Raw genomic sequence first — 24,713 nt, forward strand, 5'->3', positions numbered from 1 at the left:
GGGGTATCGAAGGCTTCTTCGCCAAACTCAAGCAGTGGCGGCGCATTGCCACTCGTTACGACAAACTCGCCGCCAACTTCCTCGGCTTCATCAAGCTCGCCAGTATTATGCTCTGGATCAAATAGTTAAATTGTCACTACGGCCTAGAACTCAAATTACGCTACCCCCCTCCTTACCACCTGACCCTCAGCCCGATATTCCCCGTGATGACATAGTTGTCCGCGAAGTCCTCAACGGTGGTTCTGGCCAGCGCCTCGCCGTAGAGCGAGTAGCGGTCGTTGGCCCAGTTGTAGCTGCCGCCCAGCCCAAGGCCGGCCCAGAGGGGTTCGGTCTTGGTGACGAAGGGGGTGGAGGCGACGTCGACGGTGTAGCGGCTGTCGAAGTCGTAGTAAATATTGGCAAGGCCGTAGCCGTGGAGACGGCGGGTCTGGCCGGAGGCGTCCTGCCATTGGCGCTCGTGGTCGACCGACAGGCCCATGCGGGCAAGCAGGCTGTCGCCGTCCTTCTGCGTCACCACGGCGTCGAAGCCGTCGGAGAAGCCGTCGAACTTGACGCGCGACCAGGCGAGCTGCGCCTGCGGCGTGATGAACCAGTCCGGCTGGATCGGGATGCGCTTTCCGGCTTCGATGGAAAGGCCGTAGCCATTGCCGTCATTGCTGGAGGGCGTGCCCCGTGCATCGAGATCGGATTTCAGGTCGCTGTCATACCAGGTGGTGCGTGCCTGGGCATCGACATAGATGCCGTTATTGCCGTACCAGGTGAGCGTGCCGCCGATACCGTAGCCGGTGCCGTCGATCTTGCCGTCGCCATGCGGCGAGGAGGTATCGGCATTATAGGTGCCGTAGAACATGCTGGCGCCGCCGATGAGCCGGCCCATGGCGTTCTCGTAGAGTTGGCCGTCGATGCCGGTTTCCGCCCGCCAGACGGCGACGTCATAAGCGGTGCGGCTGGTCGAGGTCTCGGGCCGGTAGCGGTGGTCGGAAGCGTCGATGCTGGCCCAGACGCCGATATTCTGCTTGGCGCCGCCCATTTCCGGGGCGACCTCCTCGGAGAGACCATCGGCGCCTTGTGCCTCGATGGTCCAGTTGCGGTTGCCGAGGCGGTTCTGCAGCGAGTCGATATAGTTGAAGGCCTGCAGCACGCCGGCATAGGCTTCGTAGACGGGGACGCCGGCCTGGAATTGCGGCTCGTCGCTCTCCAGCAGCTTTGAGCGCAGGAACCAGTCCGGACCGCCTTTATAAAGGCGATAGGCATAGGCGCCGGCGACGATCGCCTGCTCGCCTTCGAAGGTGTAATCACCGTTGAGCGTGAAGTTGCCGTTGGAAGCGCCCTCGACGTCGACCAGCAGGATGCCATGGTCGGTCTGGGCGCCGCCGCCGCCGGCATTCTTGACCGTGAGCGTCGTGTTGCCGGAGGTGGAACCGCCGACGACCAGACGGTCGGTTTTGGAATTGTCGCCTTCGAGCTTTGTCGAAAGCGTGATTCCGCTTCCATCCTGCCCGGTGTAATTGCCCTTGACGGTAAGGACCGCGCCCGGCTCGGCTCCGGCCATATCCACCGTGCCGCTATTGGCGAGCGAGCCGACCTCCTGCGAAAAGCCCCGGAGCGCCAGCGTCGTCCCCTGCCCGACATTGAAGGCCGAATTGGCGGAGAAGGCATTCGCGGCGCCCGCGGCCAGCGTGCCCTGGTTGAGATTGGTCGCGCCGCTATAGGTCGATGCGCCGGATAGGATCAGCTCGGCTGCGCCGGTCTTGGTAAGCGAGGCCGCGCCGTCGATCGGGCCGGTGAGGGTCAGTTTCTGGTCGGTCTGGAAGGTGCCGCCGCCATTGCCCAGGGTCACCTTGCGGTTGGATGTGGTGATTTCGGCGGTGTTCTGGAGCGTGCCGCCGGAAAGCTCGAGCGCGGTATCCTTGGCGCCGAGATTGGCGTCGCTGGAAATTTGCAGCGTGCCGCTCTCGATATTGGTGCCGCCGGTATAGGTATTGTTGCCTTTTAGGATCAAGGTGCCATTGCCGGCCTTGGCGAGCTGGCCCGCGCCGGCAAGCGTTACTTCGAGCGTGGCGAGCGTGTTCACGCTGTCATAGACGGCGTCGCCGCTATAGTCGCCGACGGTGATGGGCGTGCGACCCGGCAGGAGCGTGATGGCGTCATTGGCGGTGGCGCCCTTGACGATATAGTTCGGGGTGACGAACTGCATGCCGATGACTTGTATGGCGCCGAAGGTCCGCGAATCCACGGTGACGGTGCCGGCCGTGCCCATGAAGATCGGCTTGCCCCCCTGGACATAGTCGTCGGTGATCTGGCCCTTAAGGTTGGTCCAGTTTTCCGTGCCGCCCGGACCCTGCCACAGGCCGGTGCCACCAGCGGGCGCGTTGGTGGTGGTCTTGCCGCCGACGCTCCAGAACTCGCCGACCTGGCCGGCATTATAGTAAAGACTGACACGACCGTTCGCGATCAGGATTTCATAGTCCGAGGCGTTGCCCGGCAGGGTGCCCTTCGTCAGGCCGTTGCCCGTGAGGTTGCCGCCGTAGCTAAGGAGGCCATAGATGCCGCCGACATCGAAGGGCGTGCCCGAGGTGTTGGTGACATTGAGCGTGCCGTTCAGGTTGAGATTGCCCTTGACCTTGATCATGAGGGCATCCTGGTTGGCATTGGGATCGAGGCCGTAGTTGTAATTGAGGTTGGAAGCCGGATCGAGCGAGAGATTGCCGTTGATGGTGAGCGCGCTGATGCCCGTGCCGCTTTCATCCTCAGCCGTCAAATTGCTGTTCGGGCCGATATTGACATTGCCGCCGATGATGCCGCCGCCGCGCAGCGTGGCGCCATTCGTCACGTTGGTATCGCCTTTGGCCGCCGTCTGGTTGCCATTGACGATGAGCGTGCCCTTGGAGACGGAGGTGGTGCCCGTATAGCTGTTCTCACCGGTGAGCGTGGTTTCGCCCGCGCCGATCTGGTTCACCGTGCCGGAGCCGCTGATCTTGCCGCCATAGGCGAATTTATCGGAGCGGTTGAAGTTAAGCACGCCATCGTCGACGATGTCACCCTTGATACTGCCGCCCGCACCGCCATTGCCGAAGTCGAGTTCGCCAGCTTGGATGGTGAACGTGCCCGCATAAGTGCTGTCCGCCGTCAGGGTCAGCTTGCCCCCACCGGTCTTCTTGAGGGGGCCGGCAGGAGTGCTGGAGCCGCTGATGAGACCCGTAAGCGTCAGATTGGCGTCGGTCTGAAGGGTGCCCCCGCCTGCCCCGACGGTCACATTGCGGCCGGTCACGATCTCAGCCGTGTTCTCGAGCGTGCCGCCATTGAAGGTGATGCCGCCGCCGGCATTGCCGAGATCGCCATTGTTGGAGATCGAGACGGTGCCCTCATTGATGAATGTGCCGCCGGAATAGCTGTTACCGGGGTTTTTCAGCGTGAGCGTGCCTGTACCAGTCTTGGTCAAGGCGCCCGCGCCCTCGATCTTGCCATTGAGCGTCAGGGCGGCGCGGGTGTCGAAGGTGCCGCCCTTGTCGCTTAAGGTGACCGGGCGGATGGTGACGATGGCGCCAGTGTTGCGCAGCGTCGCGACCTCGTTCGGCTGGCCATCCAGCGTGATGCGCGTGTTGAGGTTGCCTGCGGCATCGGCGCCCAGATTCTGGTCGGAGGAAATCTCCAGCACACCGTCGTCGATGAGCGTGCCGCCGGTATAGGTATTGGTGCCCGCGAGCACCAGCGTGCCGAGATTGTCCTTTAGAAGCGTTGTGTTGCCTGCGAGTTTCGAATTGATGGTCGCGGTATAGACCTGCCCGCCATTGTTCTCGCCGACCGCGATTCTGGTTTGGCCCTGGGTGTCCGCTATGAGCGTCAGCGTGCCCTGGTCTTTCGCGGCGCCGATAATATAGCCGTCAGTGGTGAACTGCATGCCCGCGACCTTGATCGGATGGGCAGCATCGCTGCTGGTATCGACCGTGACGACGCCGCCCTGCTCCTGGAAGATGGCTGCGGTGCTGTCCTGGTATCTGGCGTTGGTCGTGCCGGTGGGATCGGTCCAGTTGGTCAAAGATGTGCCCGGATCCGCCGTCCACAGACCCGCACCTCCCTGGATGCCTTGGGTCGACGAATCGGGATCCCAATAGTCGAGCTGCATGCCGCGCGTGTAGATGAAGTTGACCTCACCGGCGGCTGCCCCTGACTGCCCCACATAAAAGCTGGGATCCGGCAGAGTGCTGAAGTCGAAATTGACGTTCTTCACGTCCTGACCAGCGATGCTGGCATCGTACTCGATGAGCCGGTAGACGCCCCAGGTGTCGATGACGGCCCCCAGGTCGGTGGTGACTTTAATGGTGCTCGTGCCGAGGCTGATATTGCCCCCGACATCGATGCCCAGCGCGTCGGTGTCGTTGGCCGGATTGGCGGCATAGGTGTAGAGCAGCGTGCCGGTATTGGCGACGGTCAGGTCCTTGGTGATGGTCAGCTTGTGGGCGAGGAAGCTGGGGTCGAGCCGGGACGAAAGCGTGCCCTGGTCGTTGACATTCACGCTGCCGTCGATCCTGCCCATGCCCTGCAGCGTTGAAGTGCCGTTGACATTCACCGTCCCGCCCAGTGTGCCGTCGACCTGCAGCTTGCCGTCGCCGATGTCGGTGATGCCGGTAAAGGCCGAGCTGTCGCCGGTCAAGGTCAGCGTGCCCCCGCCTTCCTTGTCGAATGTGCCCGACCCGGCGATCTTGCCGTCGAAGCTGGTATCGGTCAATTGCGTCAAGGTCAGCTTGTTGGTGCCCAGGTTCAGCGCGCCGCCCGCAGCGCCAGAGTCGTTCTGAAGCGAGCCCAATTTGATGTCGTGGCCGTTCAAATCGACCGTGCCGCCATCGAGGGTGAGCGCGTTCGTTGGGTCTCCGAAAGCCGAGGTGGAGCCGGCGAAGAGCGTGCCTTCATCGACCGTCACGCCGCCGATGAAACTGTTGGTGCCGGAGAGCGTCTGGCTGCCCGCGCCCTTCTTGACGATATAGCCTTTCGTGGTCGCGGTACCGCCGGTCACGTTGCCGGAATAGGTGTAGCTTTCGCCCGAAGCGACATTGAGGGTTAGCTGCGCACTTGGCGGCGGCGTAGCCGTCGGGTCGGTGCCGAGATCGACCGCGCCGCCGGTGCCGGAAAGGCCCGCCACCGTGACGCTCTGGCCGTTCAGGTCCGCCGTACCGCTATCGACGGTCAGCACACCCGCGCCGAAGGCGGTGCTGGAGCCGGCCGTCACCTGACCGGCCTCGATGTGCAGACCGCCTGTGAACGTGTTGTTGCCCGAAAGCACCAGGGTGCCTGCGCCTTGCTTCCGCAGGCTGCCGTCACCTTCGATATTGCCCTGATAGAGGTCGTCAGTTGCGGTGTCGGTGTAATTGACCGTCAGGGTCGGCTTGCTGCCGCCGGCACCGGTGTTCACATTGACGATGCCGCCGCTTCCGTAAAGCTGTGACAGGGTCATGGAATAGCCGTTCAGATCGGCCTCGCCGGTATCGACCTCGAGGATGCTGCCGAAAGCCGTGGCGGAGCCTGCCTGCAGGACACCGTTGATGACATGCATCGTGCCCTTGAAGCCGCTATTGTCGCCTGAGAGCAGCAAGGTGCCGTCACCCTGCTTCTCGAAGATGCCGGCGCCGGCGATGGTGCCGGGGGTGCCCGTGGTGGTGATCTTGCCGCTATATGTATCGACCGTGTTGGCGGCATCCTTGGCGAAATCGACGATCATCTTGCCGCCATCAGGCGATCCGGCCTCAATCGCGAGACCGCCGTTGCCGATCAGCCCGCCCACCTTCTGCTCCGTATTCGCCGTCACTTCGACCGTTCCGGGATTAGTGATCGCAAGCGGGCCTTTGCCCAGCGCCCCACTCACCCCCGCCGTCACGGAGCCGCCTTGCACATTGAGGCCGCCCGCGAAGGTATTCGCGGCGGAAAGGGTCAGGGTGCCCGCGCCGGTCTTGGTGAGCGCGCCCGCGCCGGAGAGCACGGCCGACGCGTCCACCGCATTGCCATTGGAATCGATGGTCATGCCGCCGGTACCGATGTTCAACTCAGTACCGGTGAAGCCGCTGATCGTCGTCGTCGCGCCGGTCGCCTTCAACGTACCGCCGTCGAAGGTGACGGATACGCCGTTGGTCTGATTGCTGCTGCCGCGCGCCAGCGATTCGACGGCCAGCGTGCCTCCATTCTGGACCGTGAGCGTACCTTTTGACGATTGGGTGTTGCCGACGACTACCTTTTTAGCGGTAACCGTGCCGCCTGCAGCCGTTTGGGTGCCGATATTCAGATGGCCCGTACCGGTCTGCCCCACACGGACTTCCCCGGTGTTGCTCCACTGCGAGGTCGCGCCGGTGATTGTCACGGTACCCGTTCCATTTTGGCCCGCAGTATTGCCGCCGACACTCGTATCGCCGTTGGTGGTCAGCAAGCCGCCGGTGGTAACGTCGATCTCGCCTTTACCAACCTGACCCACGATCAGGCTCGTAGTCCCGGTGCCGGTGCCGGAAGCGCCAGCCGTAAAGCTCGACCCGGCGCCTTCGATTTTGGCAGTCCCATCCGACCCGCTATTACTGCCAAGGATGGCGACACCCGCGGTCACCTTGCCGCCTGCGTCCGTGCCGGTGCCGCCGATCGTGAGATTCCCGGTTCCGAAATTACCCACATAGAGAGTACGGCCGACAGACCACTCCGATCCGGCTCCCAAGATGGTTGCATTGCCTGTGCTGACTTGGGCCGACGAGGTGTCCTCGCCGCCGAGAAAGCCGTTTCCCGCAGTCGTCAGCGTTCCGCCGCCGGAGATGTTCAAATTGCCGGTGCTTCCGGTTTCCCGCCCGATAAGCGTATAGCCGTTGGTGCCGGTGGTCGTAACTTTCCCGCCGTTGGAAATGTTGAGAGTGCCCGTTCCAAACCACCCGACGAGGATAGGGTAGTTGTTGGCAGTGAATTCCAGCGTGGCTCCATCCACATTGACGGTACCGTTGGAAGTGTCGTCCGTGCCGGCAACGCGCAGGACACCGGCGGTCTTTACCGTCGCACCATCCTTGATCGTTAGGGTTGCCGTCTGGCCTGAACCTCGTGCGACATTGATAGTTGCGTTTCCCGAGGTGCTGTTAAATGAGCTGCTCGCGCCGTAAAGGAGCGTACCCTCATTGACGCCGATGCCATTATCTCCCGAGGTCGCGGTCTTCATCGTCAGCGTGCCCGCGCCGGTCTTAACTATCCCCCCGGTTCCGGATATTTCCGAATCGATGCTGACGTTTTTTCCGTTCGTATCGATGGTTATCCCGCCCGCCCCGGTCGTGATCTCGCCGGACTTGAACCCGCTGATAAGGGCGACATTGTCGGCGAGCGCCCTGATCATGCCATTGTTGAAATTGACTTGGACACCGTTGGCAACGTTGCTCGGACCACGCTTTAGAGTTGTGGTTTCCAGAATGCCAGGACCAGCAGCGGTAGTTCCAGTGACGCTGAGTTTGCCGGTTGCACCATTTTCGTTCGTCAGCTGCACGCCCCCATTGGCGGTAACGGTGCCGCTATTTTCAATGTTAAGCTCACCGTGCGAGGTTCCATTGCGGCCCACAAAAATGATCGGGGTACTGGTCCATTGCGAGTTTGCTCCGGTAACAGTCACTTTGCCCTTTGAGTCATTAAGATTACCAATGAAAGCGTAGATATTGCCTCCGGCCGTCCCCGTCTCGAGCTTGCCACCATTTGTTACCATGACCTCGCCGCTCATGCCGGTTCCGACACCAACTTCAAATTGTCCGGCGTTCTTTACCGTAGCGTTGTCGATTGTGAGTACAGACCCTGCGCTCCCCGCGTTGCTTCGACTTATAAAAATCGAGGCACTTACCGTCAGGGTACTGCCGTTTTGCACCGTCAAGGTGCCAACGGAGTTTTGGCCTATGGTCAAATTGTTCGCCTGTCCGCTCGCAGCGGATGCAACGCCTAACACAGGCTGAAGCTTAGGCGTGACGTTATTGATGTAGACATCATCGGTCCCGGACGGAAGATTTGTTGATGGGTTCCAGTTGCCTTTCTCCATCCAATCCGAGTTGACATTACCCGTCCACTGCGCTGCCTCGACGGGTCCGGGTATCGCAAACACCAGCGCCAGCGCCGATGTCCCCGCCAGCGCGGCGCGGAGGAAGCGGGAGAGGCTGCCTTGCTTTTTGAAAGGTGCGGAGCGCGCGCGCGGAAGGGGGATGGCTTTTCCACGGTCCCCGGCAATAGCTGTTCGCGGCGCATCTACGATATGCGGCATCATCCCCTCGCAATACTTCCAATTCAGTCCAATAAATTGCCAGCATCAGAGCAATACCGGTCAATACGAATCCAGACAAAGCCTTACTTGTAAATGTATACTTAGATAGATCCTTACACAAACTTAATATTTTAATCAATATAGCAGTATTGTCTGATAATTACCTTCTGTTGCTTAGATGTTTCAGTTGGTTATTTTTGATACAAAGAGGGAATGTGGAGGATGCCTGAGTTGCGGCGGTGCGGCCCGCTAGAGTCCGTCAGCCACAGGATGAATCGCGAGGCGGAACAAGCCTCTGCCGTCATCCTCGGGCTTGTCCCTGATATCTGCCATAAGAGCGAAGAATAGCGATGACCGTCCTGAAAACCGTACCGTCGCAGATTCTCGGGACAAGCCCGAGAATGACGGCTAGGGAAAACCGCCCCGATTATCCCTGACAGACTCGAGGGAGTGGCAGGGCGAGAGCGATAGCAGGGACCTGCCCGGCGATAGGGCGGTTCATGTTTTAATGGAATCGCGAGGCGCCCCGCGTTTCCGATTAAACGGATCTACTATTCCAGAATGCACCGGGAAATGATGGCGCGCCCGAAAGGATTCGAACCTCTGACCCCCAGATTCGTAGTCTGGTGCTCTATCCAGCTGAGCTACGGGCGCTTGACCATTTGTTGGCGCCGCATCAATCGGCGCAGCGCGGTACCTAATGGGTTCGGCTTTTAAATGCAAGCCGCTTCTGACAAAAAACTGTAATCAATCGCCGATTTCTTTTTGCGCCGCGAAAAGGCGATGGCCGCTTCACGCGCTGCGGCCTGCCTCGGCGGCTTCCGCCGCCTCTTTGCGCTTGCGCCAGTTCGCCAGCGAAACCGGCATGTCGGGAATGCGGATTTCGAAATGGGTGCCGCAGGCGCGGTCCTCGCGCAGCTCGATGGTGCCGCCATGGGCACGCACCAGCTCATGGGCGATAGCGAGGCCGAGCCCTGTGCCGCCGCTGCGGGTCGAGCCGCGGAAGGCGGTGAAGAGGTTGTCGCGCGCCTTTTGCGGCAGGCCGGGGCCGGTATCCTCGACGCCGACGATCGCCACCGAGCCGACGCGGCCCGCGGTGATCGTCAGCCGCTTCACCACGCTCCCGTCGCCGGGCCGGTCGGCGGCCATGGCCTGCACCGCATTGCGGCAGAGATTGGTGAGGATGCGGAAAAACTGCTCCGCATCGGCGTCCAGCTCGAAATCCTCGGGCACGAGATTGCGGAACTCGACGCTGCTTTGCGGATCGATCGACAGCGTTTCCTCGACATCGGTGACGATGGTGTGAAGCCGCACGCGGCGCTGCTTCGGAGGGGCTTCCTGCGCCCGGCCATAGGCAATGACGCTTTCGGCATAGCCGATCGCGCGGTTGAGCGTGCGAATCAGCTTCGGCGCCATGCGCTGCACCACCGGATCGCGGGCATCCGACAGATGGTCGGACATCAATTGCGCCGAGGCGAGGATGTTGCGCATGTCGTGATTGATCTTGGAGACGGCGAGGCCGAGATCGGCCAGGTGCTTCTGCTCGGAGAAGGTGCGCTGCAGATCGGTCTGTATCGCCGCCAGCTGGCTTTGCGCGACGCCAAGCTCGTCCTTGCGGGGGTCGGGGATGATGATGCGCGTCGGATCATCGGGTCCTTGTGCGAAATAGATCATGTTGCGATGCATGCGCCGCACCGGGCGCAGCAGCATCTCGTTGATGGCGAGATAGACGAGGCTTGCCGCGATCAGCGAGATGATCAGCGACAGCAGCGCGACATTGCGGGCATAGTCGAGCATCGCCGTGCGCAGCGGCGCGTCTGAGGTGACGAGCTCTATGATCTTGCCGCTATGGCCGACCGGTCCATAGACGCGCAGGGTGCGGTTGCCGCCGGCGAAGAGCGTATCGAACGCATCCCATATCGCCGCCGCCTCACTGGTATGGGCAAGGTCGATATGCTGGTCGATGGTCTTCGGCACCTCGGACATGGCGAGCAGCCGCGAAGCATTCTGCTCACGCAGCGCGATGGCCTTGGTGCCGGTGGCCAGAAGCACGCTGTCCTGCACCGCGCGCGGCACGGGCGGCGTCTGGCCATCCGCCAGCACGAGGCTGACGGCGGCCACCGTATCGAGCCGCGCCGTCAACCAGCGCATCCGCATGCTGGCGATGGAGGGCACGAAGATCAGCACCTCCGCCACCAGGACGGATAGAACCGTCAACAGCAGCACCTTGCTGGAAAGGCGGTGGCGCAGCGGCAGCTTGATGAGCGGGCGGTTCTTCTCGCAGGCGGCGGCGCGGCATGCGGCGCCCGGCGCCTGGTCGGCTGCACCAGCATTCGCCTTGCCTTCTTCTTTTTCGGCCATCGATTTTGTCCGGGATAATGCCGGCCTTGCCAGCGAATGCGGCATATATACGTTGCCGATTTTGGGTTTTCCATGGCACCCATCAAAAACAGTTGTTGTTACGATAGTCAGATGTTGATAAAGGCGTGAGGACCGCTCCCGGAGAGACAGACATGGACGACCTCGGCGCGCAGGAGCGCGCGGTTCTGGAGATGATAACGGCCAATCCCTTTGCCGGGCAGCAGGAAATCGCCGACAGCCTCGGCCTTGCGCGCTCCACGGTGGCGGCGCATGTCGTGCAGCTGATGCAGAAGGGCTATATTCTCGGGCGCGGCTATGTGCTGCCGGCGCAAAAGCGCATCGCCGTCATCGGCGGCGCGGTGTTCGACCGCAAATATCACGCCCGCGCGCCGCTGATACCGGGCACATCCAATCCCGTCACCGGCCATCGCAGCTTCGGCGGGGTGGCGCGAAACGTCGCGGAGAATCTTGCCCGGCTCGATATCGCCACCAGCTTCGTTTCCATCGTCGGGGATGACGATACGGGCCGCGCCCTCGTCCGCTCCTTGCGCGCCCTTGGCGTCGATGTGAGCCAGGTGATCGTGACGGGCGAAGCGCCGACCGCCGAATATGCCGCCATATTGGGGCCGGAGAACGAGTTGGCGCTTGGCATCGCCGACATGGGCATTTTCGACCTGTTCTCGCCCGCCCATCTCGATCGTGTCTGGCCGCATCTGGCCTCGGCGGCCTATGTTTTCGCCGACTGCAATCTGCCTGCGGAAACGCTGAAGGCGCTGATCGAGCGCAAGGCGTCGGCGCGGTTTCATCTGGCCGTCGACGCCGTTTCCTCGCCCAAGGCGCGGCGGCTGCCGGAGGATCTGACCGGCGTGGATATCCTCTTCCTCAATCTCGACGAAGCCCGCGCCATGCTGGGCTTGCGCGAAAGCGATCCCCGTCTCGCTCCGGAAGCCGCCGCTGACGCGCTGCGCGCAAGAGGCGCAGGCGGCGTGGTGCTGACCATGGGCGCTGCGGGACTGCTCGTTTCAGACGCGGACGGCGCGGCGCGGGTCGAGGCCGTTCCCGCCCAGCCGGTCGACGTCACCGGCGCGGGCGATGCGATGATTGCCGGTACGCTTTCGCGCCTGCTTTCCGGCGCAAGCCTCATGGAAGGGGCGCGCACCGGTTCCCTGCTCGCCACGCTCACCGCCGAGAGCGAGGCGAGCGTACATCCGCTCCTGTCGCCTCGCTTCCTTGCGGCCCATACACATCGAATTCCCGTTTGAGAAAGGCATTATCCATGAACGCATCGCTTCTTCACCCCACCGAGGAGATCCGGGCCGCGATCGCCGACGGGGCGCCGGTCGTGGCGCTCGAATCGACCATCATCACCCACGGAATGCCTTACCCCGCCAATCTGGAGATGGCGCGGAAGGTCGAGGCGGTGGTGCGCAGCCATGGCGCGGTGCCCGCGACGACCGCCGTGGTGGCGGGCAAGCTGCGCGTCGGCCTTGCGGACAATGAAATCGAGGCGCTGGCGCAGGCGAAGGATGCGGTCAAGGCATCCAGCCGCGACCTCGCCGTCGCCATGGTGCAGGGCCGCTCTGCCGGCACCACGGTTTCGGCGACCATGCGGATCGCGGCGCTCGCCGGCATCGATATTTTCGCCACGGGCGGCGTCGGCGGCGTGCATCGCGGCGCGGAAGCGACCTTCGACATTTCCGCCGATTTGACGGAACTCGGCCAGACGGCCACGACAGTGGTCTGCGCCGGGGTGAAGTCGATCCTCGACATTCCGAAGACGCTGGAGTTCCTGGAGACGCAGCGCGTTCCCGTCATCGCCTATGGCAGCGACGATTTCCCGGCGTTCTACACCCGCTCCAGCGGCTGCAAGGCCGACCATCGGCTCGACACGCCGGAAGAGATCGCCAAAGCCATGGCGCTCCATGCGGAACTTCGGTCCGGTACGGGCATTCTCGTCGCCAACCCGATTCCCGAAGCCGACGCGCTCGACCCCGCCTTCATCGACGGCACGATTGCCGAGGCGGTGGCGGAGGCGGCAACGCGCGGCATCGGGCGCAAGGAGTTGACCCCTTTCCTCCTCGCCCGCATCAACGAGCTGTCAAACGGCGCGAGCCTTAAGGCCAATATCGCGCTGGTGCTCAACAATGCCGATCTTGCGGCAAGAATTGCGGTGGCTTATGCGCGGCTGAAGCGGGGGTAAGGAACGCATTGTCCGCGTTTCATTGGCAAAAACAGGCGGGACAGGTAGAGTGGTACCGGCACGGTTAGGAACGACGGAGGCAAGCCATGGCCCAGCCTGCAATGACCGAAAGCGAAGTCCACGATCTCCTGCACCGCCTGTTTGCAGCGCTTGCTGATCCGGCGGCGACGGCCGAGCAGTTCGCCGAATTGCTGACGCCGGATTACATCCAGCGCGTTGATGGCAAGGAAATCGATTATGCGGGCTTCATCAGCCATATCGAGGCGCTGCGGACGCATCTTGCTTCGGTGGACATCACTTTCCAGCATATCGTGACTGATGGCCGTTCCGCGGCGACGGTTCATCTCGTCGATGCGGTCAAAACCAGCGGCCAGCGCTCCCGCTTCAAAGTGATTGCCTATTACCAGTTCCGTGGGAAGCGGGTGTGCCTGATCGATGAATTGACGCATCTCATCGAAGGCGAGGCGGAAGACAGGGATCTGGGGTCGAGGGTGGCGGAATAGCGCCTCACCCCTCCCCAAATACATATTGCGTCACCTGCCGGTAGATCTCCCCCGGCCTCAGCACCGCGCCGGGGAAATGCTTGTGGTGAATGGCGTCGGGGAAGCGTTGGGGTTCCAGGCAGAGGCCGCCATGGCGGCGGCCTTCGCGTCCGCCGCGCAAGGCTTGCGGCAGCGGCAGGAAATTGCCGTCGTAGAATTGCAGGCCGGGCTCGGTGGTCCAGATTTCCATTTCGATGCCGCTCGCCACGCCTTCGAGGCGCGCGGCAGGACGCGGCGTCACGGCGGGCTGCATGGCGAGAACGAAATTATGGTCATAGCCGGCATGGGGATGATCGGGGTCGCCGGAACGGATCGGGCGGGGCGTGGTGAAATCGTAGATCGTGCCGGCAACAGGCGCGATTTCGCCTGTCGGAATCAGGTCGCCGTCAACAGGCGTATAAGCATTGCCCATGATGGTGAGGCGGTGGTCGAGAATCGTGTCCGAGCCGTCGAGGTTGAAATAGGCGTGGCCCGCGAGGTTGACGAGCGTCGGGCGGTCGGTTTCGGCGGAAAGTTCCAGCGTCAGCGTGCGGCCTTCGATGGCATAGCGGCATGTCACATGCACCTCACCCGGATAGCCCTGATCGTCATGGGGCGAGACGAGCGTCAGCGTGACCGAGGACGGGGTGATCTCCTCGATGTCCCATAGCCGGCTGGAAAAGCCTTCGACGCCCCCATGGAGATGGGTACGGCCATTTTCATTGAGGCTTAATTGGTGGTCCACACCGTCGAGCGTGAAGCGGCCCCCGGCGATGCGGTTGGCGCAGCGCCCGGCGATGGCGCCGACATAGGCGGTCTGCGCCAGATAATCCTCCAGCGTGTCAAAGCCGAGGATGACCGAATGCGGGCCGTTCGCGGTTGTGAGCCGAAGGTCCGCCAGCGTCGCGCCATAGGTGAGGATGCGCGCCTGCAAATCCGCATTGCCGATATCGACCGCGTGAACCGCCTGCCCGCCCGCCAGATGCCCGAACTCCGTCCTGTTCATCTCAAGTCTCCTCCCAAGGTCCTGTCCCACACTTTCCCACTACTCTGCGATGCCCGCAAATCACATAGGGAAAATCGCAAATAGCGGCTTCTCTTTTCATATTACTATATGATAATAACTTTCTTAGTTCGGGAGGACAGCGTTACGGAGGCATCCTGCTTTTCAGGATGGGGCGCTGGGGCCGGACGTTGGAAACATGATCCCTTGGAGTCGCAGACTTTTCGGAGGGATTCATGGGGCAAACGACGACAAGGGAGGATCTTATGTCGTATTTCAAACGCATGATGTTGGCGACGGTGGCTACGGTTGCTTTTGCCGGAGCGGCACACGCCGCCGAGATGACGGTCGGCTTTTCGCAGATCGGTTCTGAATCCGGCTGGCGCGCGGCAGAAACGTCCGTCACCAAGCAGGAAGCGGAAAAGCGCGGTATCGATCTGAAGTTCGCCGACGCGCAGCAGAAGCAGGAAAACCAGATCAAGGCTATCAGAAGCTTCATCGCGCAGGGCGTGGACGGCATCTTCATCGCGCCTGTTGTGGCGACGGGCTGGGATGCGGTGCTGGAAGAAGCCAAGGATGCCGAAATTCCAGTCATCCTGCTCGACCGCACCATCGAGACCTCGAATCCGGATCTTTACCTGACCGCCGTGACCTCGGACACGGTGCATGAGGGCAAGGTCGCGGGCGACTGGCTGGTGAAGACGGTGGGCGACAAGCCCTGCAACATCGTCGAACTGCAGGGCACGGTGGGCTCCAGCCCGGCGATCAACCGCAAGAAGGGCTTCGAGCAGGCACTTGCCGGCCATGACAATCTCAAGATCGTGCGCAGCCAGACCGGCGACTTCACCCGCTCCAAGGGCAAGGAAGTGATGGAAGGCTTCCTCAAGGCGGAGAATGGCGGCAAGAATATCTGCGCGCTCTACGCCCATAATGACGACATGGCCGTCGGCGCGATCCAGGCCATCAAGGAAGCGGGCCTCAAGCCCGGCAAAGATATCCTCGTCGTCTCCATCGACGCCGTTCCCGATATCTTCAAGGCGATGGCCGATGGCGAAGCCAACGCGACCGTCGAACTGACGCCGAACATGGCCGGCCCGGCCTTCGATGCGCTCAAGGAATTCAAGGACAGCGGCAAGGCCCCGCCGAAGTGGATCCAGACCGAATCGAAGCTCTACACGCAGGCCGACGACCCGATGAAGGTCTATGAGGAGAAGAAGGGGCTGGGGTACTGACCCGCACCCTCCTTCCCCCTTGCGGGGAAGGTGTCTGCGGAGCAGACGGATGGGGGTGGTAAAGGCAGCGCGCTGTGATCACCTGTCGGGTACAACCGTCACCACCCCCACCCGACCCTTCGGACCACCCTCCCCGCAAGGGGGAGGGAGGGCGCGTGTGATCTAAGGGAGCGGCGGCATGACGGAGAATGCGCCTGCGCGAGAAGCTGCGCGGGATTTGAGCCAGCACGATGTGCTGCTAGGCGTCGAGAAAATCCATAAATCCTTTCTCGGCTTCAAGGCGCTGGATGGCGTGGATTTCGATATCCGCGCCGGGGAAATCCATGCGCTGCTGGGCGAGAACGGCGCGGGCAAATCGACGCTGATCAAGGTGCTGACCGGCGTGCACAAGCCCGATGCTGGCGTGATCCGCTTCGAGGGGCGCGAGGTCACGATCCGCGATACGCTGCAGGCGCAGCATCTGGGGATCGGCACCGTCTATCAGGAGGTCAATCTCCTGCCCAATCTCTCTGTGGCGGAAAACCTGTTCGTCGGGCGCCAGCCGAAGCGTTTCGGCTTTGTCGCCAGGCACGAGATGGAAAAGCGCGCCCGTGCACTGCTGGCGCAATATGGCATGGATATCGATGTATCCGCCGATCTCGCGCGCTATTCCGTGGCGGTGCAGCAACTGGTCGCCATCGCCCGCGCCGTCGATCTCTCAGGCAAGGTGCTGATCCTCGATGAGCCGACCGCAAGCCTCGACGCGCAAGAGGTTGAGATGCTGTTCGCCGTCATGCGCCAGTTGAAGGCGCGCGGGATGGGTATCGTCTTCATCACCCATTTCCTCGATCAGGTCTATGCCGTCAGCGACCGGGTAACGATCTTGCGTAACGGCCGGCTGGCCGGCACGGCGCTGACCGCGAACTTAAGCAAGATCGATCTCGTCTCCATGATGCTGGGCCGCACGCTCGCCGAGGCGACCCATGCCAGCCATCGCACCGCGCCCGATAATTCCGAGCGGCGCATCTCGTTCAGGCAGTATGGCCTGTCGCGCAGCATCGCGCCGTTCGACCTCGATATCGGGGCGGGCGAGGTGGTGGGGGTCGCCGGGCTGCTCGGCTCGGGACGCACCGAAACGGCGCGGCTGCTCTTCGGCATCGACGTGCCCGACAGCGGCAAGGCCACCATCGACGGGCAGGAAATCCGCATCCGCAACCCGCGCGATGCGGTGGCGGCGGGCTTCGGCCTCTGTCCCGAGGACCGCAAGACGGACGGTATCATCGGCGACCTCTCGGTGCGCGAGAACATCGCGCTGGCATTGCAGGCGCGGCGCGGCTGGATGAAGCGCCTTTCCAGCCGCGAGCAGGAGGAGCTTGCCGACCGCTTTATCAAGGCGCTCGATATCCGCACCACCGATATGGAAAAGCCGGTCAAGTTTCTCTCCGGCGGCAACCAGCAGAAGGTCATTCTCGCCCGCTGGCTCGCCACCAATCCGCGCCTCCTCATCCTCGACGAGCCGACACGCGGGATCGATGTCGGCGCGCATGCGGAGATCATCGCGCTCATCAACCGGCTTTGCGACGAAGGCATGGCGCTGGTGGTGATCTCCTCCGAAATTGAAGAGATCGTCGCCTATTCCACCCGCGTCCGCGTCCTGCGCGACCGGGCGCATATGGCGGAACTGACGGGAAGCGACATCAACGCCGGGACGATCATGCGCACGATCGCGGCGGATAGTGGGAAGGGGCATTAGAAGTGGGAGCGTTGCTTAAAGTGGAACCGTTGCTCACCCCCCTCTGCCCTGCCGGGCATCTCCCCCTCAAGGGGGGAGATTGGCTGACACAGCTCACCGCACTCATCCTGCAACGTTTGCGATTGGTGCCAATCGTTCATGAAGGCGTAATCTCCCCCCTTGAGGGGGAGATACCCGGCAGGGCAGAGGGGGGTGTCTTGGCGCTGGCGTCTCATCATGAAAGGGCCCCCCAATGACCCGTTTCATCCCCCCCTCCCTCACCAAAGCCATGCCGCAGCTCCTCTCGCTGGTCATCATCCTCTTCTTCAACTACCTCGCCTTTCCCGGCTTCTTCGACATCCGTTTCCAGGACGGACGCTTCTTCGGCAGTCTCATCGACGTCCTGAACCGGGGCGCGCCCGTCGCTATCCTCGCCATCGGCATGACGGCGGTCATTGCCACCAAGGGCGTCGATCTCTCGGTCGGCGCGGTCATGGCGGTGTCGGGCGCGGTGGCGGCGACGCTGGCGGTTGAGGGCTATCCTCTCCCCGTCATCGTGCTGACGGCGTTGGGGGTCGGGCTCGCCTGCGGCCTGTGGAACGGGCTGCTCATCGCGTTTCTCGACCTGCAGCCGATCATCGCCACGCTGATCCTGATGGTGGCCGGGCGCGGCATCGCGCAGCTTATCACCGAGGGCTCCATCGTCACCTTCAACGATCCGGGGCTCATCTTCTTCGGTACCGGCTCCCTCCTTGGCTTCCCCATGCCTGTCGTGCTGGCGGCGGCGCTGGGGCTGGCGGCGATCCTGCTGGTGCGGCGCACCGCGCTGGGGCTGCTTATCGAGGCCATCGGCGTCAACCGCAGCGCCAGCACCTATTCCGGCATTAACAGCCGGCTGATCCTGCTGCTCGTCTATGGGTTCAGCGGGCTTTGCGCGGGGCTCGCCGGCATCATCATCGCCGCCGACATCAGGGGCGCGGATGCAAACAATGCCGGGCTGTGGCTGGAGCTCGACGCGATCCTCGCCGTCGTCATCGGCGGCACCTCGCTTCTAGGCGGGCGGTTCAGCATCCTGATGTCGATCCTCGGCGCGATCATCATCCAGGCGATGAACACGGGCATCCTTATTTCGGGCTTCCCGCCGGAATATAATCTCATCCTCAAGGCGGCCGTCATCATCATGATCCTGCTGGCGCAATCGGCCTCGGCTTCCGGCCTTTTCGGCTTCGTGAAGCGCGAGCTGAAGCCAGCCAAGACGGAACCCAAGGAAGTTCAGCCATGAACACCCGGCTTTTTCCCTTTTACGCCACGCTGCTGATCTGCGCGCTGCTCTATGCGGCCTGCGTGATCCAGTTTCCGAACATGCTGTCGACCCGCGTCATCGGCAATCTCCTGACGGACAATGCCTTTCTCGGCATTGCCGCCGTCGGCATGACCTTCGTCATCATCTCCGGCGGCATCGATCTTTCGGTCGGCTCGGTCATCGCCTTCACGGGCGTGCTCATCGCCGTGCTGGTGACGCAGCATGGCGTCCATCCGCTCACCGCCTTCGCCATCGCGCTGGTGCTCGCCACGGTTTTCGGCGCGTGTATGGGCGCGATCATCCATTATCTCGACGTGCCGGCCTTCATCGTCACGCTGGCGGGGATGTTTCTGGCGCGGGGCCTCTGCTTCGTATTGACCACCGAATCCATCCCCATCAACCACCCCTTCTATACTGAGTTGCAGGGGCTTTACTGGCGCATGCCCGGCGGCGGCAGGCTGACGCTGGTAGGCCTGCTGATGCTGGCCGTGTTCGCGGCAGGCATCCTCATCGCCCATTTCACCAGGTTCGGCTCCTATATCTACGCCATCGGCGGCAACCGCACATCGGCGGAGCTGATGGGCGTTCCCGTGGGGCGCACCACCATCGGCATCTATGCCCTGTCGGGCTTCCTCGCCGGGCTTTCGGGCATTGTGTTTTCGCTTTATACCTCCGCGGGCTATTCGCTCTCGGCTGTCGGCGTCGAGCTCGACACCATCGCGGCGGTGGTTATCGGCGGCACATTGCTTACCGGCGGAGTCGGCTATGTGGCGGGGACGTTCTTCGGCGTCCTGATCCAAGGCATCATCCAGACCTATATCGTGTTCGACGGCACGCTTTCGAGCTGGTGGACCAAAATTGTCGTCGGGATATTGCTGTTCGCGTTCATCGCATTGCAGCGTATCCTGGTATTTTTGCCGGAAAGGCGGGTAGCGGGGGGCGCCAGGGCATGAATCGGATAAGATCATGCCCGGAATCAACGAGGAGTAACGGGTGACGATCGATAGAACGAGGCTTGGCCAATATGATTTCAGCACGGCGGCGCCGTCGCGCACCCATCATGCCCATGTCATGCATGATCTGGGGCTGGGCATCGTCAAAGGTCTCTACGCCGAGAACAGCATTTTGCCCGGTGACGCCGAGCTTCTGGAACGCTTCGGCGTGTCGCGCACCGTTCTGCGCGAGGCGCTGAAGACGCTTGCCGCCAAGGGCCTCATCCAGCCCAAGGCGAAGATCGGCACGCGGGTGCGCGAGCGCTCACAATGGAATCTGTTCGACCCGGATATCCTCATCTGGCATTTCGAGGCGGGCGTGGATTTGAAATTCATGGAAAGCCTCGCCGAAATGCGCCTGTCGCTGGAGCCGGAGGCCGCGGCCCTTGCGGCGCAGCGGCGCACCGACCAGCAATTGGCCGATCTCTACCGCTGGGCCGACCGCATGGGCGACCGCAACGATACGGCACAGGATTTCGTCTATAGCGATTTGCAATTCCACCTGACGATTGCGGAAGCCTCGGGCAATCCGTTCATGCGCTCGCTGAGCGCGCTGATCGAGGTGGCGCTGGTAACGGCCTTCACGCTATCCTCGCCCATCCCCGACACGGAACGCCATGTCGCCTCCGCCCGCAAGCACCGCGCCATCGCCGACGCCATTGCCGCGAAAGACCCCGACGCCGCCCGCACAGCGATGCGGCTTGTTATCTTCGAGGGCGCGGAACGGGTCGCCGCGGCGGAAAAGGATAAGAACGAGGTGCCGAGGGTGCGAACGCTGTAAGGGAGGAGAAGGATATTCATGCCCGACGATCCCGAGACGGACAAATCCATTCTGCCGTGCAAGCCGGATAGCTGGGAGGGCCTCTTCCAGCTTTACGGCAAAGATCAGGTGCCGGGCGACTTTCTGAACGCCGCCGACCGCCGTCAGCCTCCGCAGGACCGCGATCCGTTTGAGGGCTGGAAAGAATAGCCGGCTGGAGACGAATGAACTCAACCAGAGACCCTGCCTTCAGTGGGGGCCTCAAGATAGATTAATGCATTGCACGTTTAGAATATTTCTTTCTTAGATCGAATCGCCAAGTACTCTTTCACCGTCCGCTACGCGACACGTACTCAGATGAAAGGCATGCTGTACACTTGGAGAAATTCTGCAAGGATTTTAATTTCATATAAAAACGATACCCCCTTCGTCTCCGAAGCTACATTGATTAAATCAATTAATATAATTACTTAGCATGGCAACCTAAATTCACTTAAAAATAAGTTTTATTTATATTACAACGACTTGTTATTGCTTCATAAATAATCAATTTATACAAGGAGTATTCAGTATAGTTAAAAATTCTCTATTGCAAAAAGTAAAATTCAAGTACAAATTCCTTATATCTGCGAATCATGCAAACATCGCCAGCATAAAAGCGCCTATGGAGAAGAAATGTGCTCGTAACCATTGCCGCATTGCTTCTGCTTGCAAACATCGTTTCTCTCATCGTGGAGAGGCGGCGGTTTGCGCTTAGCGGCGATAGCTGGGCAAAGAGCATGACGGCGCCGGACCGGCTGGACTATGTTCCAACCGGCTTTGGCGGCGCTATGGTGATCGATCATGATGCGACGGGACGGGAGCTTCCGCCCAATCCGCTTGCGCCCGACTATTGCCATTCGACCGCGCCGCCGGGCACGGGGGCCGTGCTTGACGATGTGCGGTTCCGCGCGGCCTTACAGCAGGCCGCGTGTGGCGAGGTTGCGCATGAGGGCAGCGGTGCCGAATACCCATGGCGGGCACTCGGTCGAGAGCCGGACCGTATTCACCAAGCTGCCCAGATCGGGATTGGAGATGGTGACGACGTCGCCCATCTTGTGCGTGAAGCCCTCGCCTTCGATGTCGCGGTCCTCGACGGGCGCAAACAGCGTGCCCATGAAGAGCATAAAACCGTCAGGGTATTGATGGTGGGCGCCGATGGTCTGCGCGACGAGGTCAAGCGGGTCACGGCTGATTTCGCGCATGGTGCTGTGGCCCTTGAGAATAAAGCCGTCCTTGCCTTCGATCGAAAGGTCGAGATCGGCGTTGCGCACGTTGTCGATGGTGTAGGTCTCGTCGAACAGGCGGATGAAAGGCCCGAGGGCGGCGGAGGCGTTGTTGTCCTTCGCCTTGCCCAGGAGAAGCGCGGAGCGGCCCTCGACGTCACGCAGGTTGACGTCATTGCCAAGCGTGGCCCCCCTCACCTCGCCGCGGCTGTTGACCGCCAGCACGATTTCCGGCTCGGGGTTGTTCCAGCGCGAAATCGGATGCAGGCCGACCGAGGCCCCCCAGCCGACCGCGGAAAGAACCTGCGCCTTGGAAAAGACCTCCGCGTCCGGGCCGATGCCGACTTCGAGATATTGCGACCAGACGCCCTCCTCGATCAGCGCGGCCTTGACCTTGGCCGCCTCGGGGGAACCCGCCTTCAGGTTGCGCAGGGAGTCGCCGATGATCGCGGTCACGCGCTCGCGGATTTTCAGCGCCAGGGCGGGATTGCCCGCGGCCTTTTCCTCGATCACGCGCTCGATCATCGAACGGGCGAATGTCACGCCGCAGGCCTTGACCGCCTGCAAATCATTCGGAGCCAGAAAGTGAATCTTCGACAAATCGCCCGCCGCTTCCACCGATTGCGCGGCGACCTCGTCAAGGAGCAGAAGCCGTTCGCCGGCCTGGGCACGGACGAAGGCGACCGGATCCTCCATTTCGAGGAGATCGCGCATGGTCGGCGCCTGCCGGGTGGTGATGTCGTAAAGCACGCCATCGCGCAGGGCGACCAGCGCCGGTCCCCTCACGTCGGGGCGCCATACGCGCCCGACAAACGTTCCGGTGCTGAAAGCTTCAGCCGATATGGTCATGGGTCTCCTCCGAATGCTGCCGGCGATGCTTCGGCCGGCGCCTGTCAAATCCGTGTTCAGGTGGGCACTGTCATTGCAGAGGATGCCGGTTCGTTCAAGCCTCGCGAGCCAGGACGAGAAGAAACAGCCCTGCTGGAAATGAACGCATCGACCTCGGACAGCGGCATCGGCCTGCCGGTCAAATAGCCCTGCACCTCGCCGAACTGCTCGCTCTTCAGGCGGTGCAGTTGCTGCGCGGTTTCGACGCCTTCGGCGGTGGTGGTGATGTTGAAGCCCGAGCCCAGCACGGCAACCGCCTGGATAATGGCGAGGTTGCGGCTGTCGGCCTCGATGCCCGAAACGAAACTGCGGTCGATCTTGATCTTGTCGAATGGGAACGACCTGAGATAGCCGAGCGAGGAATAGCCGGTGCCGAAATCGTCCATGGCGATGCGCACGCCGAGCTCGCGCAAGCCGTAAAGGAGCTGGATGTTCTGGCGGCTGTTGGAGAGGAAGATGGACTCGGTGATCTCCAGCTCCAGCCGGTGCGGTTCCAGCCCTGCTTCGTCAAGCGCCCTCGTCACGATGTCGAGCAGTTCCGGCTGGCCGAACTGCACCGGAGACAGATTGACGGAGACCTTGATCGGCTTCGGCCAGCGCGCCGCCACCCGGCAGGCCTCGCGCAGCACCCATTGACCGATGCCGGAGATGAGCCCCGTTTCCTCGGCGACCGGAATGAATTCCATCGGTGATATCATGCCGCGCTGCGGGTGACGCCAGCGGATCAGCGCCTCGAAGCCGGAGATGCTGTCATCGGCGAGTGAAAAGATCGGCTGGTAGTGAAGTTCGAACTGCCCCTCGTTCAGCGCCTGGCGCAGTTCCAGAGTCAGGAGATGGCGCTTTTCGGCGGCGAGCCGCATGGAGTGCTCATAGAAGCGGAAGGTCGAGCGGCCATCGGCCTTGACGGCGTGAAGGGCCAGATCGGCATTGCGCAGCAAGAGGTCCACATCGTCGCCATGCTTCGGCGCCAGCGCGATGCCGACGCTGCAGCTGACATATTCCTCCTTGTCATCCAGGCGGAAAGGTTCGGCAAAGGACGCCAGCAGCTTTTCGGCGAAGAGGCTTATCATGGCCGTATCGCCGCTCATGAAGACAATCGCGAACTCGTCGCCATCGATGCGCGCGAGAAAATCCTTGGGCGAAATCAGCCGGAGCAAGCGCGCGGCGACTTCGCGCAGCAGACGGTCACCCGCGGGATGGCCAATGCTGTCATTGACCTGCTTGAACTGGTCCACATCGAGATAAAGCAGGGCAAAGGGTTCCGCTTCATGTTCCCTGATCAGGAGCTTGCTGACATGGCGGGTGAAATAGGCGCGGTTGGGCAGGTCGGTCAGCGCATCATGCAGCGCGACATGCTCGATGCGGGACAGGATTTCCTGCCGCTCCGTCACATCCTCCAGGAGCCCGATCAAATAGCGCGGGCGGGAGCCGTCATCGGTGGGGATGCGGCGCTTGATGGTGCGGATGATCCGCGTCTGGCCATCGGGGCGCACGATTTTCTGCTCGAGCGCCAGCATGTCGCTGCGGCGCATGGCGACCTGATCCTGCCGGTTCAAGCGGACCGCCTCGCGGCGCGGATATAGGGCGCTGGTCGTCTTGCCCAAAACCTCGGACGGCGCGCGGCCGCTGATCCCGCCGGCGGCCTCGTTATAGAGCACATAGCGTCCGTCCTGCTCCATGTCCTTGACGAAAACGCCGAGCGGCAGATTGGCAATGAGATTGTCGAGAAGCGAACGGGTGTGATGGGCCTGACGGTAGGCCTCGCTCACCTCTGTGCGGTCCTGCACGATGGCGAGAATGGCCTCCCTGCCCCGGAACCGCACCAGTCGGCCATAAGTCAGCACATCGATGATCTCGCCATCGGCTTTCAGATGCTGCCAGCGCTCCGGATGGTCGAGATCGGATTTCTCCCTGATCGCATCGAGCATGCGATCGCGCTCGGCGGGCGGGCGGATGTCGAGGACGGTCAGTTCGCGGAATTGCTCGCGGCTATAGCCATAAAGCTCGATTGCCGCCTTGTTGATGATCAGGAATTTGAGGGTTTTGGGGTCATAGACCCACATGGGCGTCGGATGGGTGGTGAAGAGAACACGGAAATCCTCGTCCGGCTCCGCCTCCAGGTCGATATTCTTTTTTGACCGCGACATCCCGATTATTCCCCTCGCGTATGTATTGTCCCCCGCGAAGGAAAGCATCAAATTCTAAACAAACAATGTTGTCCTTTGA

General features: G+C 61.9%; 14 protein-coding genes, 1 tRNA gene and 2 pseudogenes. 10 read left to right on the forward strand and 7 right to left on the reverse strand.

The window, feature by feature from the left end; all coding sequences use genetic code 11:
- Positions 1-125 (forward strand): annotated as a pseudogene (locus ACOWVG_RS17720) (IS5/IS1182 family transposase); the annotation flags it as partial.
- 47 nt (positions 126-172) lie between these two features.
- On the opposite strand, the gene ACOWVG_RS17725 reads toward ACOWVG_RS17720, so the two are convergent.
- From ACOWVG_RS17725 to ACOWVG_RS17740, 4 genes and pseudogenes are all read right to left on the reverse strand, one after another.
- Entirely contained in the window at positions 173-7,495 is a 7,323-nt protein-coding gene (locus ACOWVG_RS17725) for an autotransporter outer membrane beta-barrel domain-containing protein (protein ID WP_420963718.1), read from the reverse strand.
- Positions 7,496-7,516: 21 nt separating this feature from the next.
- A pseudogene (locus tag ACOWVG_RS17730) lies at positions 7,517-8,254 on the reverse strand (hypothetical protein); the annotation flags it as partial.
- Between the two features lie 574 nt (positions 8,255-8,828).
- A tRNA-Arg gene (locus ACOWVG_RS17735) sits at positions 8,829-8,905 on the reverse strand.
- A 138-nt stretch (positions 8,906-9,043) separates the two neighbouring features.
- Entirely contained in the window at positions 9,044-10,612 is a 1,569-nt protein-coding gene (locus ACOWVG_RS17740; RefSeq protein ID WP_420963663.1) for a sensor histidine kinase, read from the reverse strand.
- A gap of 152 nt (positions 10,613-10,764) precedes the next feature.
- Between ACOWVG_RS17740 and ACOWVG_RS17745 the strand changes: the two genes are divergently transcribed.
- From ACOWVG_RS17745 to ACOWVG_RS17755, 3 genes are all read left to right on the forward strand, one after another.
- A complete protein-coding gene (locus ACOWVG_RS17745) occupies positions 10,765-11,874 on the forward strand; it encodes a carbohydrate kinase (RefSeq protein WP_420963664.1) in 1,110 nt (369 codons plus the stop codon).
- Between the two features lie 14 nt (positions 11,875-11,888).
- Positions 11,889-12,812 carry a pseudouridine-5'-phosphate glycosidase gene (locus tag ACOWVG_RS17750; RefSeq protein ID WP_420963665.1) on the forward strand — a complete coding sequence of 308 codons (924 nt, stop codon included), beginning with the start codon at positions 11,889-11,891 and terminating at the stop codon, positions 12,810-12,812.
- Positions 12,813-12,898: 86 nt separating this feature from the next.
- On the forward strand, positions 12,899-13,315 hold the full coding sequence (locus tag ACOWVG_RS17755; protein ID WP_420963666.1) for a nuclear transport factor 2 family protein: 417 nt from the start codon (positions 12,899-12,901) through the stop codon (positions 13,313-13,315).
- 4 nt (positions 13,316-13,319) lie between these two features.
- Here the strand turns inward: ACOWVG_RS17755 and ACOWVG_RS17760 are convergent, their stop codons facing one another.
- Entirely contained in the window at positions 13,320-14,339 is a 1,020-nt protein-coding gene (locus ACOWVG_RS17760) for an aldose epimerase family protein (protein ID WP_420963667.1), read from the reverse strand.
- A 281-nt stretch (positions 14,340-14,620) separates the two neighbouring features.
- Between ACOWVG_RS17760 and ytfQ the strand changes: the two genes are divergently transcribed.
- The 6 genes from ytfQ (at position 14,621) to ACOWVG_RS17790 (ending at position 20,544) form a co-directional block, all read left to right on the forward strand.
- On the forward strand, positions 14,621-15,568 hold the full coding sequence (gene ytfQ, locus ACOWVG_RS17765; protein WP_420963719.1) for a galactofuranose ABC transporter, galactofuranose-binding protein YtfQ: 948 nt from the start codon (positions 14,621-14,623) through the stop codon (positions 15,566-15,568).
- Between the two features lie 178 nt (positions 15,569-15,746).
- Complete coding sequence (ytfR, locus tag ACOWVG_RS17770) at positions 15,747-17,300, forward strand: galactofuranose ABC transporter, ATP-binding protein YtfR (RefSeq protein ID WP_420963668.1); 1,554 nt, start codon at positions 15,747-15,749, stop codon at positions 17,298-17,300.
- Positions 17,301-17,532: 232 nt separating this feature from the next.
- Positions 17,533-18,561, forward strand: coding sequence for an ABC transporter permease (locus tag ACOWVG_RS17775; protein ID WP_420963669.1), 1,029 nt, complete (start codon positions 17,533-17,535; stop codon positions 18,559-18,561).
- Positions 18,558-19,535, forward strand: coding sequence for a galactofuranose ABC transporter, permease protein YjfF (yjfF, locus tag ACOWVG_RS17780; protein WP_420963670.1), 978 nt, complete (start codon positions 18,558-18,560; stop codon positions 19,533-19,535). Before ACOWVG_RS17775 ends, yjfF begins: the two co-directional genes overlap by 4 nt.
- Positions 19,536-19,653: 118 nt before the next feature.
- On the forward strand, positions 19,654-20,355 hold the full coding sequence (locus ACOWVG_RS17785; RefSeq protein ID WP_420963721.1) for a FadR/GntR family transcriptional regulator: 702 nt from the start codon (positions 19,654-19,656) through the stop codon (positions 20,353-20,355).
- Between the two features lie 18 nt (positions 20,356-20,373).
- Positions 20,374-20,544 carry a hypothetical protein gene (locus ACOWVG_RS17790; RefSeq protein WP_420963671.1) on the forward strand — a complete coding sequence of 57 codons (171 nt, stop codon included), beginning with the start codon at positions 20,374-20,376 and terminating at the stop codon, positions 20,542-20,544.
- A 746-nt stretch (positions 20,545-21,290) separates the two neighbouring features.
- On the opposite strand, the gene ACOWVG_RS17795 is transcribed toward ACOWVG_RS17790, so the two are convergent.
- Together ACOWVG_RS17795 and ACOWVG_RS17800 are read right to left on the reverse strand one after the other, a co-directional pair.
- Positions 21,291-22,448, reverse strand: coding sequence for a fumarylacetoacetate hydrolase family protein (locus tag ACOWVG_RS17795; RefSeq protein WP_420963672.1), 1,158 nt, complete (start codon positions 22,446-22,448; stop codon positions 21,291-21,293).
- Between the two features lie 56 nt (positions 22,449-22,504).
- Positions 22,505-24,634 carry a putative bifunctional diguanylate cyclase/phosphodiesterase gene (locus tag ACOWVG_RS17800; protein ID WP_420963673.1) on the reverse strand — a complete coding sequence of 710 codons (2,130 nt, stop codon included), beginning with the start codon at positions 24,632-24,634 and terminating at the stop codon, positions 22,505-22,507.
- Positions 24,635-24,713 lie beyond the last annotated feature (79 nt).

Source organism: Brucella sp. IR073 (genome assembly GCF_049065735.1).
Classification (GTDB): Bacteria; Pseudomonadota; Alphaproteobacteria; order Rhizobiales; family Rhizobiaceae; genus Paramesorhizobium.